Source organism: Collinsella sp. AM29-10AC (assembly GCF_003469085.1).
Classification (GTDB): Bacteria; Actinomycetota; Coriobacteriia; order Coriobacteriales; family Coriobacteriaceae; genus Collinsella.
This window is the reverse complement of sequence record NZ_QSKB01000014.1, coordinates 34,939-48,900: the sequence shown is the minus strand read 5'-3', so window position 1 is coordinate 48,900 and position 13,962 is coordinate 34,939. Positions and strand designations below refer to the sequence as shown.

Below are 13,962 nucleotides of genomic sequence, written 5' to 3'. Positions count from 1 at the left end.
TGGTTTACGACGGAAAGGGCTGAGCCATGAAGCTCGCACTTGCACAGATCGATATGCGCCTGGGTGATATTGAGGGCATTTGCGGCCGCATCGAGGACCAGGCTCGTCTGGCCCACGAGCGCGGGGCACGCGTGCTGTGCGTGCCGGCTCCGCTCTTTATGGGCGCCATGCCCGGGGGCCTGGTGGGCACTGCCGACTTTGAGCACGACATGCTTGCCGGCTTGACTGGTGTCGCCGAGCGTATCCAGGAGCTTGACATGATCTGCATCGTGCCCGCGGCGGTTTCGTTTGAGGGCCAGCCGCTGCTCGACTACATGATGCTCAAGGACGGTCATGTGGTGCCGGCGCGTTCGAGCATTGCCCTGCAGCGTGGCGAGAACAACGACACGCGTTGGGCGCCGCCGGTGTTCGACGTGGACGGCGTGCGCATCGCCGTGATTTTTGACTTGGACCGCGAACTCGAGATGTTGCCGACCGGTGTTGACCTCATTGCGTATTTCCAATTCAATGCGTTTGACATGACCGACCGCGAGACTGCCGCCATTGCCGCCGTTCGCAGCGGCGCCTACCGCAAGATCGCATCCAAGCGCAGTGTGTGGTTTGCCTGTATGGCGCCGGTCGGTGCCTATGACGAGTCGGTGTATACCGGCGGTTCGTTTGTGCTCGACGACTGCGGTCGCGTGGTGGCCCAAGCGCCGTGTTTTGAGGAGAGCCTGCTGGTTCAGGAGATTCAGCGCGGCGTGATGCTCGATGCCCTGGAAGATCACGAACTGCCCGAGTTCCGTTCCGAGGAGTGGCTGTGGCAGGCGCTGGTGCTCGCCGTGCGCGACAACGCCCGGGCCCACGGTGCGTCGCGCGCCGTGGTGGCACTCGAGGGCGACTTGCCGTCGTCCCTGCTGGCGGCGCTGGCCGTCGACGCTCTGGGCCCACGTAATGTGATTGGCCTGGTGCTGGGGCGCAACCGCATCTTTACGCCGGCGCAGGAGGAGGCCGAGGCTGCTCGCTGTGCCGCCGTTCGCGCCATTGCCGAGCGCCTGCATATTCGCACGGTTGAGCGCGATGCGCCGGATGCCGCGCGCGTGCTCGACCGCGATGTGTCGGCGGGCGACGCCGAGCGCCTGCGCTCTCGCACGCTGGGCCTCATGCTGGAGGACACGGCGCTCGAGTTGGGTGCGATGGCGCTGAGCCCGCTGTCCAAAACCGAGTACGCACTGGCGGCGCCGGCGCTTTGCGGCGGCTACCAGGGCGATTATGCGCCCTTTGGCGATGTGTACCTGTCGACGCTTGAGTTTGTGGCGCGCGTGCGCAACCGCACGTCTGCCGTGGTGCCCCAAGAGCTCGTGACGCTCAACGCGGTGGAAGATTGTATGGAGCGAGTGCTGGCGCAGGCGCTCTCGACGCTCGACGGTCCGGTCGATATGCTCGACCGCGCGGCACAGCTGCTCGGCGGGGTCGAGCCGGGTGAGATCGATGGCGCGCTTGAGGCGCACGTGGACCGCAATCGATCTTTCGACGACATCCCGATGGCCGCTGGCAAGCCTGAGGCCTGCTCGCTGCTGCTGATGCTCGTTCGACAGGGTGAGGCTGCCCGCCGCATGTTGCCGACGGCGCCGATCGTTTCGTCCCGTTCGTTTGCCGAGCGCTCCTGGCCGTACATGCTCGCGTGGTCCGACCTGGGGCTTAACGGCAAGGAGCGTATGACGGTCGATTCGCTGGCGCGCGCCGAGGTGCGCCGTTTTGCTGACGAGGATACTAGTGAGCGCGTGCGAAACGAGATGATGGGCGTGCTGGGCGAGCTACTGGGTATTTCGCCCGAACAAATGGAGGAGTTGCGCTCTGAAGACGGTCAGCGTCGTTTACACGAGGGAATGAAAAAGTTCGAGGGCGAGGTTCAGGACGCCATCGATAAGATGATGGGCGGCCAGGGTGGCCCGCAGGGTGGGCCCCAGGGTGGCCCGATGCCGCATCCGCCGGTTGATCCCCGACAGTTCCCGTTCTTCTCGCAGAACTAAAAAGGTTACGCGGTTTTGCCAAACCGCGTAACGAGTCGACGCTGCGCGAGCCCCTGCCGGGCAATCTGCCGCTCAAACCGTCGCTTGCGTACAAAAGTACGCGGCGCTCCTCTTTCGCGACACCTTGCCACGGCAGGGACTCGCTCGCTGACTTATGCTCAACCTATGGTTCAACCTTGCTTGCTAGATGCGGCCGCTATTGTGTTATTCTAGAACAGACGTTCGTGAATGATGCGCGGGGCCTTGTCTTGCGCTGCGCTTGTGGCGAGGGGAGGTTGGCTTGGTTATCTTGGGCATTGACCCCGGTTTGGCTCATACGGGTTGGGGGATTATCGAGGAGCGGCGTGGCGAGGTTCGCTGCCGTGCCTATGGCTGCATCGAGACCAGCGCGGGTAGTCCGCTCGCGGTGCGCCTGTCGCATATCGCCCGCGACCTCAAGGGCGTCGTGGAGCGTTATCGACCCGATACCGCTGCCATCGAGAGCATTTACTTTGGCGCCAACGTTCGCTCGGCCATCCCTACGGCGCATGCCCGCGGTGCCGCGCTCGTGGCGCTTTCGGAATGCGCGCTCGAGATTGGCGAGTACACGCCTATGCAGATTAAGCAGGCTGTTGTGGGCACCGGAGCCGCGGACAAACGGCAGGTCGCGTATATGGTTCGTACGCTCACGCAGCTCGACCACGACCCGCATCCCGACCATGCCGCCGATGCCCTGGCTTGCGCCATCTGCCACGTAAACCTCAGCCGCACCCGTGCCCTTACCGGTGGCGAGTTCTATCAACAGAGAGGAACCGGATACTGATGATTTCCCAGCTCCATGGAACGCTTGTCGAGGCCACGATGAGCTCGGCCGTCGTCGACGTGTCGGGCGTTGGCTTTGAGCTCGGCATCTCGGGCGGCACTGCGGCCACGTTGCCGACGCCCGGCGGCGAGGTCCGCCTCTACACGCGCATGCAGGTGCGCGAGGACGCCATGACACTTTTCGGTTTTTCCTCTAAGGATGAGCGTACGATGTTCGACCGGCTCGTGTCCGTCTCGGGCGTCGGTCCGCGCCTGGCGCTTGCCGTGCTCTCCACCTATACCGTGGGCCAGTTGTATTCGCTGGTGATGGCCGAGGACGACAAGGGCATGGCCAAGGTGCCCGGTGTGGGCAAAAAGACCGCGCAGCGTCTGATCCTGGAGCTCAAGAGCACCTTTGCCAAGGATAAGGGCTTTGTGCCGGTCGACGTGATTCCCGGACAGGTTGCGATGCCCGTGCCCGCTGCCGCTCCCTCGGCCATTGATGATGCTCGTGCGGCACTCCTTTCCATGGGCTTTAGCCCGCAGGAGACCGATGTCGCTCTGAGCGGGTATGATGGGCAGGATATGCGTGTCGAGGATCTGCTCGGCGCGGCGCTTAAGCGACTCGGAATGGATGCGTGATGTGGGAAGCCGATGACTCTCAGGACCTGTGGGCGACGCCCGGCAACTCGCCGGCGGCATCCATGGCGCACGGCGAGCGCATGGTGGGCTCGGAGCTGACGGCCGAGGACCTCGATGTCGACCGCACTTTGCGCCCCCAGCGCCTGGACGACTACTGTGGCCAGGAGCACATCAAGCAGAGCCTGCGCGTGTTGATCGAAGCGGCGCAGAGCCGTGGCGAGACGCTCGACCACGTGATTTTCTCGGGTCCTCCGGGCCTGGGCAAGACCACGCTGGCCACCGTTATCGCCAACGAGCTGGGCGCTCAGATCAAGACCACGAGTGGCCCTGCCATCGCGCGCACCGGTGACCTGGCGGCTATCCTTACCAACCTGCAGCCGGGTGATGTGCTGTTTATTGACGAGATCCACCGCCTCAACCGTTCGGTCGAGGAGGTCCTGTACCCCGCGATGGAGGACTTTGCCCTCGATATCGTGATCGGTAAAGGCCCGGCCGCACGATCGATTCGCCTGGATATCCCCAAGTTTACGCTGGTGGCGGCAACGACCCGCTCGGGTATGCTGACTGGCCCGCTGCGCGACCGCTTTGGCATTTCATATCGCCTGGATTACTACACGGTCGAAGAACTCGCGCAGATTGTGACGCGCTCGGCGTCCATCCTGGGTGTGACAATAGACCATCCGAGCGCGCTCGAGATCGGCTCACGCTCGCGTGGCACGCCGCGCTTGGCTAATCGTTTGCTCAAGCGCGTGCGCGACTATGCGCAGGTGCGTGGCAACGGCCCCATCGAGCTCGATATTTGCCGTCAGGCACTCGAGTTCTTTGAGATCGACGAGCTCGGCCTGGACTGGATGGATATTCGTATCTTGGAGACGCTTGCCAAGACGTTCTCCGGTCGTGCCGTGGGACTTACGACCCTTGCCAGCGCGGTGGGCGAGGACCCGGGCACGCTCGAGGATGTCTATGAGCCGTATCTGCTGCAGTGCGGGTTGATGATTCGTACGCCGCAGGGCCGTCAGGCAACCCTTCGCACCTTTGAGCACCTGGGGATTGAACCTACCATTTAGGGCGCTTTGTTTTGGCGGGTTGTTAAGCTATCGCTGAGCATTGGATAAACAGATCGCCGTTTGTCGGTTGCGGGTGTTTTACTATTGCACGCCCGTGCTATGCTGGATTGGTCTTTTTCTCATCCGGTAACGAAAGGACCGCCCATGCCTACTGACATCGAAATCGCACGTTCTGTTACGCCGCTGCCTATTACCGAGGTGGCCAAGAACGCCGGCGTCGACGTTAAGCACCTTATTCCGTACGGCTTCGACAAGGCTAAGGTCGACTATTCACTGCTCAACGAGCCGACTGATCACCAGGCCAAGCTCGTCCTCGTGACCGCTATCAACCCCACGCCCGCCGGCGAGGGTAAGACCACTACGACCATCGGTCTGGCCGATGGCCTGCGCCGTCGCGGTGTCAAGAGCGCCGTGGCCCTTCGTGAGCCTTCGCTCGGTCCCGTCTTCGGCGTCAAGGGCGGTGCCGCCGGCGGTGGCTGGGCGCAGGTCATCCCCATGGAGGACATCAACCTGCACTTTACTGGTGACTTCCATGCTATTGGTGCCGCCAACAACCTGCTGGCCGCCATGCTCGACAACCATATTCAGCAGGGCAACCAGCTCGGTATCGATGTTAAGCGCATCACCTGGAAGCGCGTTGTCGACATGAACGACCGTCAGCTGCGCCATGTCATCGACGGCATTGGCGGCAAGGCCCAGGGCGTGCCGCGCGAGGATGGCTTTGACATTACCGTTGCCTCCGAGGTCATGGCGATCCTGTGCCTGTCCACGAGCATCAACGATCTTAAGGAGCGCTTGGGCGAGATCGTTGTCGGCTACAGCTATGCCGGCGAGCCCGTCCGCGCACGCGACCTTAAGGCCCAAGGAGCTATGGCCGCACTGCTCAAGGATGCGCTCAAGCCCAATCTGGTGCAGACGCTTGAGGGTACGCCCGCGTTTGTCCACGGCGGTCCCTTCGCCAATATTGCCCACGGCTGCAACTCCATCATGGCCACGCGTATGGCGATGCGCTTTGGCGATGTCGCCATTACCGAGGCCGGCTTCGGTGCCGATCTGGGTGCCGAGAAGTTCCTCGACATCAAGTGCCGCATGACGGGCGTTCGCCCCAGCGCCGTCGTGGTCGTCGCGACCGCTCGTGCGCTGAAGTACAACGGTGGCGTCGCCAAGGCCGACCTCAACGAGGAGAACCTCGAGGCACTCAAGGCCGGCATGCCCAACCTGCTGCGTCACGTCGACAACATCCAGAACGTTTATGGTCTGCCCTGCGTAGTCGCCATCAACCGCTTCCCGACGGACACCGAGGCCGAGCTTGCGCTCATCGAGTCCGAGTGTCAGAAGCTCGGCGTCAACGTTAAGCTTTCCGAGGTCTGGGCCAAGGGCGGCGAGGGCGCGCTCGAGCTTGCCGATGAGGTCATGCGTCTGATTGAGCAGCCGAGCGAGCTCAAGTTTGCCTATGAGGACGGCGCCGATGTGGCCGACGCTCTTGAGGCCATTGCCACCAAGGTCTACCGCGCCGACGGCGTCGACTTTACGCCGGCCGCCAAGCGCCAGCTCGCCGAGCTGCGCGAGAACGGCTTTGGCAACCTGCCGGTGTGCGTGGCCAAGACGCAGTACAGCTTTAGCGACAACGCCAAGGCCCTGGGCGCTCCCGAGAACTTCCGCATCACGGTGCGCGAGCTCAAGGTTTCCGCCGGTGCCCACTTTGTGGTCGCACTGACTGGCAGTGTTCTGACCATGCCGGGCCTGCCCAAGGTCCCTGCGGCCGAGAACATCGACGTCGACAACGACGGCAACATCACCGGCCTGTTCTAAGCCTGCTGCCCATAGCTGCTTGTCCGCCCCGCCGTGCCCCCAAGGCCCGGCGGGGCTTTTTTATCCTTAGGCCCGCGCATGTCTTGTAGATACCGACGGACTCTGCCCATCATAGGCTTTTGCGCGGGTAGAATGCATGGATAACTTGAGGCTCACGCGCGACGGAAAGGAATCGTTGCATGGATCAGGACAAGACAACCGTGATGGGCGGCTACGGTTCCGCGCAGGCTGGCGATAGCGCCGATGCGACCCGCGTTGTTCCCAACCCCGGTTATACCGACCCTGCCGCGACGCAGCCTTCGGTCGAGCCCACCCGGGTTATGGGCTATGGCGACACGGCGCAGGATTCTTACGCTGCATCTTCGCAAGGCCCCTATGGCAACGCAGCTCCGGACCCGTTTGATTACGTGCCGCAGGATTCTTATGCCGCCTCGACGCCGAATCCCTATGATGACCTGCCACAAAATCCCATTCCGCAGCCTCAGCAGACGACGTATATGCCTCGCACGGCGCAGTCTCGCTACGAGTCGCGCGAGCCGTATCGCGAGTACCCCAAGTCGATTCCGCAATATGGCGAGGACGAGGAGAAGAAGCCGTCGCGTTCGTCGAGCGTGATCAAGAAGATCCTCATCGTGCTGGCGATCTTCTTTGCGCTGTCGGTTGTGTTTGCCATTGTGTCGGGCATGCTCAACAAACGAGGGAGTTCAACGGCCGATACCGCTGCCGAGCAAACCGAGTCCGCCTCGTCTAGCACCGTCGATCTGAGCGATATCCCGGGGCAGTACTGGTCCAACGCCAAGAAACTTCTCAAGTCGCGCGGCGCCAATCTTTCGAATGCCGTGGTCCTGACTGATGATGGCTCAACGCCCGTCATCGATGCCAACTGGGTCGTTACTTCTGCTTACTATAACGACAGCGGCAACCTCGAAATTCAACTCACGCACAAGAATAGCTCGGGCAACTCGCCCGACGGCCAAAGCGGTACCGACAGCTCGAGTTCCAATACGCTGGAGGACTTGAGCAACAAGGCACAGGAGCTTGGGGATAAGGCCCAAGAGCTGGGCGACACGGCCCAGAACCTGGGCGACACCGCTCAGAACTTGGGCGGCATGGCGACGGATGCCTGGAACGCTCTGCAAAACGGCATCTCGGGCGCTCAGGGAAACTAGCTGTTAAGCGGGCTACAGCTGCTCGGCCGGACGGTCGGGCGAGCTAAAGCCCGAGTCAAACGTAACGACGCATGAGGCATTGGGTCGGCGCTCGTGCACGATGCGCGTGACGAGCTCCAGCAGCTCCTCGTCGGATATGTCAAAGCCGTCGGGACGCACAAGGTCAAACGAAACGAACCCGTCGTGCTCGTGCAGGTCGTGGATGGAGAGCGCGGGGTCGATCTGCATGATGCCGCGCTTGACCCAGCCGCGCAGGTCGTCGCCGGTGGTGGCGATGGGGTCACAGTGCAACGTGATGCCGATGCCCATCTGGCGCTTGATGTCGTGCTCGATGGTGTCCAAAATCTCGTGGTGCTCAAATGCGTCGCCCTCGCCGGGCATCTCCACGTGGGCGCTGGCAAACTGACGACCGGGGCCGTAGTCGTGCACCATCAGGTCGTGTGTGCCCAAGACCTGCGGATAGGACATGATCTTGTCGCGGATTGCCTGAACGAGCTTGGGGTCGGGCGCTTGTCCCAGCAACGGGCTGATGGCGTCGCGCACTAGACCCATGCCGCTGATGCAGATGAAGATGCCCACACCCAGGCCTGCCCAGCCATCGAGGTCAAAGCCGGTCGTCTGCGAAATAAGCGCCGCCATCAAGACCGAACCCGAGGTGATGACGTCGTTTTTGGAGTCCTGCGCTGTGGCAATGAGTGTTTCGGAATCGATACGGTTGCCCAGCGCGCGGTTGAATGCGGCCATCCAGAATTTGACGAGCATGGACAAGACGAGAGCGGCTAGGGAGACCGGCGTGTAGGCGGTGGGGGAGGGCTTGATGATCTTGGTGACCGACTCGAGGATCAGGTTGATGCCGACGGCGCAAACCAGGACGGCGACGAACAGACCGGCTAGGTACTCGTAGCGGCCGTGGCCATAGGGGTGGCCTTCGTCTGCCGGGCGGCTGGCAAGGCGGAACCCGAGCAGGCTTACGATGTTGCTCGAGGCATCGGAGAGGTTGTTGAAAGCGTCGGCGATGAGGGAGACGGAGCCGGCGAGCAGGCCCGCGATGCCCTTGGCCAGGCACAGAGTGATGTTGAGGCCAATGCAGATGAGGCTTGCGGCGAAGCCCGCGTTGGTGCGGCAGGAGGTATCGACCGGCTCGCCCTCGCTGCCGGGAACAAGCGTATGTACCAGCCGATTTACAAATAGCATAGCGGTCGTCCTCACAATCATGTTTAAGGGGATAGTGTAGCTCGCGCGGAGGCGCTGTGCACCGATGCTCAGAAAATGCAGTAATGGTCTGCCGGTGCTAACGAGCGAGCCTTCTCGTCTGCCTGGGTGGTCCATTTTGGGCCACATGGGTATGGGCATGTGCCTGTTTGCTCGACATACTTTATGTCGACAGCCCCTGTGCAAAGGAGGACGTTTCCATGGACGAGATGTTTGCCATTAAATGTCAAAACTGCGGCGGCCCTATGTACTCGCACCAAGCTAAGCGCAGCTTTGAGTGCGCTTATTGCGGTGCGGTCATTCCGTGGCAGGCGGACGCCGGAGAGCCCAAGAGCGCTTTGGGCATTCGCCATACGCCGTTGACGGTAGTGGATGGACTGCTCAAGCTCACGCATGTGTCGCAACTCGAGCGCCCGGAGGACCCGGACTGGTATTTCTTCAATTCGCACTGGCGCAATCAGTCGGTCCTGGAACATCTGCTGTGGGAGGACCGCGGCACGGCGCAGGAGTTCCAAGAAGCGACGCACGTGAGCATTCCCTGCCCCTTCTGCGGAGCGTCCTTTGAGGGCGAGTCAACGCAGCGTGTGTTTGAGTGCCCGTCCTGCGGCAACAAGATCGGCATTGCCGACCTGCTCAAGCCCGGTACGTTTAGCAAACGTCTGACCATGGGCGTGGGTGCGGAGTATGTGCCGGAGCAGGGTATTCCCTGCGAAATTTCGCCGCAGCAGGCACGTGCCAACGCGCTGCAGCTGGTGCGCCAGTACCCGGATGCCTTTGCCGGGCACGACGTGGAAGACGCGATCCAAAACGACATGATGCTCTTCTATTTCCCCATGGCGCTGGCGGACCTGCGTATGATGGCGAGCTTCCCGGGCAAGGGCCTGAGCAAGGAAACCCTGGTGTACTACGAGGTGCTCGACTGGGCGTATCCGCGGGCAAACTATCTGGATGTTCGCCTTATGGGCATTTTGGAGCCGTGGGACTTTGCCAAGGTTGGGCCGTTTGACCCGGCCATGCAGGAAGGTGACTTTCGCGTTGTCTCCGTCGATGCGTCTACCAAGGACCAGGTGGTCATTGATAAGTTGGCGCTCGACATTGCCGGCAACGATGCCGAGGCGGTGCTGGGGCTCAATAAAAAGAGCATCCGCACTTGGGCGCGCAAGGCCCGCAAGCATAAGGACGGCCTGGTGATGGTGCCGGTTTACTTTGTCGACCGTCCGGCAACGGACAGCCGCGACGGCGAGCAGGTGCGCATCGCCGTAAACGGCCAGACGGGTCGTGCGGCCGCGGTGGTGTTTAGCGACAAGCGCGAAACGCATATCGTGGCGCCGCTCAACCCGAGCCTGCATCTGTCCGGCGAGAGCACCGTGCACGCCACGCCCATCGAGGTCAAATACGTTAAATCGCCCTTCCTATACCAGATCGTGCGCCGTGGAGGTGGTGAGCAACCGCGCCAGGTTGCAGCGGCAGCTGAGGGTTCCTACCGAGAAGAAAAGCCCAAACGCAAGGGATTGTTCGCTGCGATTTTTGGTAAGTAGGGGAGTGGTGCCGGGGCGTCGGGCTGCATCGCAAGGTCATGAGACGAACTTAAGACTGCTGGGAACGTGCTACCATTGCCGATAGCCTTAATCTTGTAAGAAGCGGAGGCCAGATTATGGGTTTTGCGGATCAGCAGCTTCAGCTTCAGGTACCGTATTCTCCTGACGACACGTTTAATGCCTTGAAGGCAGCTATGGAAAAGCTGCCTAAAGTAAAAGTTGATAGTGCATCGCCCACAACAAGAACAGTTGCAGCCGAGATTGGTATGAGCCTTTGGTCTTGGGGCGAAAATATCAGTATTTCGGTTGTTCCAGTTGAAGGCGGATCTGGCGTTACTGTCAAGTCGTCATCTAAGGTCAGGGCAAACGTATTAAACGGGGGCAAAAATGCAAAGAATATTGCCGAGATAGTCGATGCCCTATCGAAGGAGCTTGAGCGGTATCCGCAGGTTTCACAGACTATTGAGACGCTGGCGGATAGTGATTGATGTAGTTGCAAGGCTTGAGAGGCTTGCAACGCTGCGTGATAGTGGAGTGCTTACCGAGGAAGAGTTTGCTGCAGAAAAGGCAAAAATCTTTTTGTAATCAGACACGGTGGTTGGATTTGCATTCTATTATTGAACTTGGTTATACCAGGCTGAAAATATCGTGTGTAATAAAGGTGCGTAGTAGTCTCGTCTTGATTGGCAGATGTAAATAAACGGTGGAACGGCTGTAAAAGAGCCTTGCCACTGGGTAAAATCAGGATGTGCCGCGGAACCCGCTCCTCAGTCGGTCAACTTTGGAAGCGCGGGCAACGCAGGTATTATCGTCTAAAGGGCCGGGTGCAACCGGCCCTTTGCATGACTCCCTTCGCTATCCGTTACTGCTTATATTCCCGCCAGATCGAGTAGAGGTTCCGGACGATGCCGGTTACATACATCGAGAGGCGCAGGATTTCAAGAAACAAGTTCATAGGCTTCACCCCAATCAGAGATTAGAGCGTTGCCCGCAGGCGGATTCCGCGGCAGGCATAATTCTACCTCACGGGCCGCGGTGGAGGATAGCCTGCCCCCTGGTTTTGAGCAGTGTCGATCTAACGGGCGATCAAACCTCTAGTACTCTTTGAATTGAGCAAGCATCTGTCCGAAGAAGCTTAGTTCGGATGGCTCATAAATGATCGAACCGCCGTCCGCGGTCCTGTAGACCCCGCAGGGGAGGTAACGCCCGTCGGGGAGGATATAGAGGCTGGCTTCTTCCTTCAGTCCTACTGGAAATAGCGGAATCCCGTTTTCGTCCACTTGGAACTCGTCTATATTTGCGACCTTCCTCTCCATGATGCCTCCTGCCTTATTTCTTGAATGGCGCCCTAAAACAGGCAGCTCTCAATCAACTCTTTACCGCGCAGGGTGTCGACCCACTCCTGCGGGATGGCCTCGATACCGTATACCGTGCCGGCGAGGGCGCCGGCGACGGCTGCGGTGGTGTCGGCGTCGTCGCCTAGGTTGACGGCGGCAAGCACGCATTCATCGTAGCTGTTGGTGTTCACAAAGCACCAGGTGGCAGCCTTAAGCGTGTCAAGCACGAAGCCGCCAGACCTGATTTCGTGCTCGGGCGCGCCTTTCAGGTGAAGCGCCCACGAGGGGAGCACGTCGTTCATCACGTCTCTTATCAGCTCGACAAATATGATACATGCGTCGGTTGACGTTCTGTGGGCATGCGTAATCGCGGAGACCTCGCTGATCTCTTCGTCTGTCGCATCGGTGAACGCCAGGGGCGCGATGCGCATGAGCGAGCCGTTGCCGTTGTCGCGCTCGCCGGAGCCTCCTTTGCCGGTGCGCAGGGCGCGAGCGGTCGTACCGCCGTAATCGAAAACGCCGTCGACCGTATACTCGCCACGGGCAATCCAGCTCACAAACTTGTCGCTCATGTCCGCGGTGTCGATATGCCCGAGCTCCCTAATCGAGTCGCAGGTAGCAAGCGTCATAGATGTGTCGTCGCTCCAGGTGCCGGCGGGCTGCCCATGCGTGCCGTAGCCGATCATGTCCGCGCATTCGAACGTGCCGCGGGGCCTGAACTCGTAGGGAACACCCAGCGCGTCGCCGACGGCAAGCCCATAGATGCAGCCGCGCAGTGTTGTTTTCGGTCTGCCTGTCATGGAGCGCTCCTCTTATGTCGGGGGATATGAAACTCCGTCGGGGGTATCGGTCGCAACGTGCTGCTACCCTTGCGCTTCGCCATTAGTCGCTTCGTTGATGGCGCGGTACTCGGCACTCAGCTCGCGCGCCAGCTCTTCCTTGCTTGGAAGATACGGCAGGTATTTGGCGGCAAACACTTGGTCGTTGTCTTCGGGCAGCGTATACTCGACGATCGAATCGCTTTTGTCCGCGCAGAGCACGATGCCTATGGGCGGATTGTCGCCTTCGTTCATGAGCTCACGCGTGTAGTAGTTCACATACATTTGCATCTGGCCCAGGTCCTGATGCGTAAGGTCATCGGTCTTAAGGTCGATGAGCACGAAGCAGCGCATCAGATAGTTGTAAAAAACAAGGTCAATATAGAAATGGCGCCCATCAAAGGTGATGCGCTTTTGGCGCGCCTCGAAAGCGAAGCCACGGCCAAGCTCCAGCAGGAACTTCTGAAGATGTGTGATGAGCGCCTGCTCTAGATCGCTCTCGCGAAACGCAGTATCGTCCGAGAAACCTAAAAACTCCAGCACATATGGGTCGCGGATGATATCCTCGGGACGATGAGCCGGGGTGCTCTTTTGGATTTCCTGGGTGACGACCTCCTTGTCCTTGCTGGCAAGTAGGCGCTCTCGGAACATGGTGTTGATCTGGCGTTCGAGCTGACGCGTGCTCCAGCGAGAATCGGCGCATTCGTTCATGTACCATGTTCGAGTTTCGGGGTCAGGAATGCGTATTAACCTGCGGTAATGTGTCCAGCTCAATTCGGGACGCAGTGAGTCCCGAATTGGAAATGCAAGATGGAACTGACGCATTTTACGCAGCTCTCTTGCTTCAAAACCTTTACCAAAATCTTTGGTAAGTCTGATTGCGAGGGCCTTGAGCAGCGCCTCTCCATACTTGGCGCGCTCCTCTCCGCCCTGCTCATCAACAATACTCTTGCCGATCTCCCAATATGCCTCAACCATCGCAAAGTTAACGGCGGTATAGGCCTTGTCGCGAGCGGCGTTGAGGATCGAGGAAACCTGCTTGTAAAAAACTTCTGGCACGATTGTCGATTCCCCGCGGTTTACCAGTTCGCCCATCACTGTCGCCCCACTTTCCTCTTGTGGAATGCATCTATATCGCATCTAGTTTAAAGCCTCGCGCGGACACGAATTGCTGTGCTGTCTGGCACCTTCGCATGGGAGCCTTGCGGTGACTAAAATGTGGCAATAGAGACAGTTTTAGCGAACCCCACGGGAGTGACACGTATGGACAACAACACGCTGCTATTCCAGGACAAAGGTTCGGGTAGGTTTAAAGACGTTAAGATCTACCCCAATCGTATCGAGGTGCTCAAGAAGGGCACTTTTGGCGACAGGCACACCGAGATTGTCTACCTTAAGGACATCACGGGGGTCAACAGGATCAAGGGTCGCGACGTTTTCCTGCGTAACAGGCTGTTGACCGCTTGCGTCTTTAGCCTGAGTAGCCGTGCGAAGGCCCAGGAATTTGTGAAAGCTCTGAACATGGTGATGTAGCCGATAGCGGCGTTCGGGCCAAGGTAAAAATCGGGGCGCAGA

Annotated in this window: 14 protein-coding genes; 10 read left to right on the top strand and 4 right to left on the bottom strand. The window is 60.0% G+C overall.

From position 1 onward, the window contains the following. Positions 1-26 precede the first annotated feature (26 nt). The 6 genes from DW754_RS05945 to DW754_RS05920 all read left to right on the top strand — a co-directional run bounded on the left by DW754_RS05945 (position 27) and on the right by DW754_RS05920 (position 7,482). Positions 27-2,012, top strand: a complete 1,986-nt coding sequence (locus DW754_RS05945) for a hypothetical protein (RefSeq protein ID WP_117637342.1) — start codon at positions 27-29, stop codon at positions 2,010-2,012. 280 nt (positions 2,013-2,292) lie between these two features. After that, a complete protein-coding gene (ruvC, locus tag DW754_RS05940) occupies positions 2,293-2,814 on the top strand; it encodes a crossover junction endodeoxyribonuclease RuvC (RefSeq protein ID WP_035137351.1) in 522 nt (173 codons plus the stop codon). After that, positions 2,814-3,434 carry a Holliday junction branch migration protein RuvA gene (gene ruvA / locus DW754_RS05935; RefSeq protein WP_117758749.1) on the top strand — a complete coding sequence of 207 codons (621 nt, stop codon included), beginning with the start codon at positions 2,814-2,816 and terminating at the stop codon, positions 3,432-3,434. Before ruvC ends, ruvA begins: the two co-directional genes overlap by 1 nt. Beyond that, positions 3,434-4,501: a Holliday junction branch migration DNA helicase RuvB gene (gene ruvB / locus DW754_RS05930; RefSeq protein ID WP_117629582.1), complete on the top strand. Its 1,068-nt coding sequence runs from the start codon at positions 3,434-3,436 to the stop codon at positions 4,499-4,501. Before ruvA ends, ruvB begins: the two co-directional genes overlap by 1 nt. A 144-nt stretch (positions 4,502-4,645) precedes the next feature. Then, positions 4,646-6,313: a formate--tetrahydrofolate ligase gene (locus tag DW754_RS05925; protein ID WP_117564492.1), complete on the top strand. Its 1,668-nt coding sequence runs from the start codon at positions 4,646-4,648 to the stop codon at positions 6,311-6,313. Between the two features lie 179 nt (positions 6,314-6,492). Next, positions 6,493-7,482 carry a hypothetical protein gene (locus tag DW754_RS05920; protein ID WP_117758750.1) on the top strand — a complete coding sequence of 330 codons (990 nt, stop codon included), beginning with the start codon at positions 6,493-6,495 and terminating at the stop codon, positions 7,480-7,482. 12 nt (positions 7,483-7,494) lie between these two features. On the opposite strand, the gene DW754_RS05915 is transcribed toward DW754_RS05920, so the two are convergent. Next, positions 7,495-8,676, bottom strand: a complete 1,182-nt coding sequence (locus tag DW754_RS05915) for a cation diffusion facilitator family transporter (protein WP_117758751.1) — start codon at positions 8,674-8,676, stop codon at positions 7,495-7,497. Between the two features lie 218 nt (positions 8,677-8,894). Here DW754_RS05915 and DW754_RS05910 point away from each other — a divergent pair, with 218 nt between their 5' ends. The 3 genes from DW754_RS05910 to DW754_RS11270 all read left to right on the top strand — a co-directional run bounded on the left by DW754_RS05910 (position 8,895) and on the right by DW754_RS11270 (position 10,817). Next, positions 8,895-10,232, top strand: a complete 1,338-nt coding sequence (locus DW754_RS05910; protein WP_117758752.1) for a hypothetical protein — start codon at positions 8,895-8,897, stop codon at positions 10,230-10,232. Between the two features lie 116 nt (positions 10,233-10,348). After that, complete coding sequence (locus DW754_RS10895; RefSeq protein WP_147338930.1) at positions 10,349-10,720, top strand: DUF1499 domain-containing protein; 372 nt, start codon at positions 10,349-10,351, stop codon at positions 10,718-10,720. Continuing rightward, positions 10,647-10,817: an SHOCT domain-containing protein gene (locus DW754_RS11270; RefSeq protein WP_089572150.1), complete on the top strand. Its 171-nt coding sequence runs from the start codon at positions 10,647-10,649 to the stop codon at positions 10,815-10,817. The genes DW754_RS10895 and DW754_RS11270 overlap by 74 nt, the downstream gene beginning before the upstream one ends. Before the next feature lie 509 nt (positions 10,818-11,326). On the opposite strand, the gene DW754_RS05900 is transcribed toward DW754_RS11270, so the two are convergent. The 3 genes from DW754_RS05900 to DW754_RS05890 form a co-directional block, all read right to left on the bottom strand. Next, the gene (locus DW754_RS05900; protein WP_117758753.1) at positions 11,327-11,548 is read right to left on the bottom strand and encodes a hypothetical protein; all 222 of its coding nucleotides are present in this window, start codon (positions 11,546-11,548) and stop codon (positions 11,327-11,329) included. Positions 11,549-11,580: 32 nt separating this feature from the next. Continuing rightward, a complete protein-coding gene (locus DW754_RS05895) occupies positions 11,581-12,369 on the bottom strand; it encodes an ADP-ribosylglycohydrolase family protein (protein WP_117758754.1) in 789 nt (262 codons plus the stop codon). A gap of 63 nt (positions 12,370-12,432) precedes the next feature. Continuing rightward, positions 12,433-13,482 carry a YhcG family protein gene (locus DW754_RS05890; protein WP_117758755.1) on the bottom strand — a complete coding sequence of 350 codons (1,050 nt, stop codon included), beginning with the start codon at positions 13,480-13,482 and terminating at the stop codon, positions 12,433-12,435. Positions 13,483-13,650: 168 nt separating this feature from the next. Here DW754_RS05890 and DW754_RS05885 point away from each other — a divergent pair, with 168 nt between their 5' ends. Further along, positions 13,651-13,920 (top strand): hypothetical protein, encoded by a 270-nt coding sequence (locus DW754_RS05885; protein WP_117758756.1) that lies wholly within the window; start codon positions 13,651-13,653, stop codon positions 13,918-13,920. The last annotated feature ends 42 nt before the right edge of the window (positions 13,921-13,962 follow it).

Excerpts from the sequence above, each read along its gene's own strand:
- DW754_RS05945 (WP_117637342.1), top strand. The coding sequence starts at position 27 with ATGAAGCTCGCACTTGCACAGATCGATATGCGCCTGGGTGATATTGAG.
- DW754_RS05885 (WP_117758756.1), top strand. The coding sequence starts at position 13,651 with ATGGACAACAACACGCTGCTATTCCAGGACAAAGGTTCGGGTAGGTTT.
- DW754_RS05925 (WP_117564492.1), top strand. The coding sequence starts at position 4,646 with ATGCCTACTGACATCGAAATCGCACGTTCTGTTACGCCGCTGCCTATT.
- DW754_RS11270 (WP_089572150.1), top strand. The coding sequence starts at position 10,647 with ATGCCCTATCGAAGGAGCTTGAGCGGTATCCGCAGGTTTCACAGACTA.
- DW754_RS05900 (WP_117758753.1), bottom strand. The coding sequence starts at position 11,548 with ATGGAGAGGAAGGTCGCAAATATAGACGAGTTCCAAGTGGACGAAAAC.
- ruvA (WP_117758749.1), top strand. The coding sequence starts at position 2,814 with ATGATTTCCCAGCTCCATGGAACGCTTGTCGAGGCCACGATGAGCTCG.
- ruvB (WP_117629582.1), top strand. The coding sequence starts at position 3,434 with ATGTGGGAAGCCGATGACTCTCAGGACCTGTGGGCGACGCCCGGCAAC.
- DW754_RS05890 (WP_117758755.1), bottom strand. The coding sequence starts at position 13,482 with ATGGGCGAACTGGTAAACCGCGGGGAATCGACAATCGTGCCAGAAGTT.
- DW754_RS05895 (WP_117758754.1), bottom strand. The coding sequence starts at position 12,369 with ATGACAGGCAGACCGAAAACAACACTGCGCGGCTGCATCTATGGGCTT.
- DW754_RS10895 (WP_147338930.1), top strand. The coding sequence starts at position 10,349 with ATGGGTTTTGCGGATCAGCAGCTTCAGCTTCAGGTACCGTATTCTCCT.
- DW754_RS05915 (WP_117758751.1), bottom strand. The coding sequence starts at position 8,676 with ATGCTATTTGTAAATCGGCTGGTACATACGCTTGTTCCCGGCAGCGAG.
- DW754_RS05920 (WP_117758750.1), top strand. The coding sequence starts at position 6,493 with ATGGATCAGGACAAGACAACCGTGATGGGCGGCTACGGTTCCGCGCAG.
- DW754_RS05910 (WP_117758752.1), top strand. The coding sequence starts at position 8,895 with ATGGACGAGATGTTTGCCATTAAATGTCAAAACTGCGGCGGCCCTATG.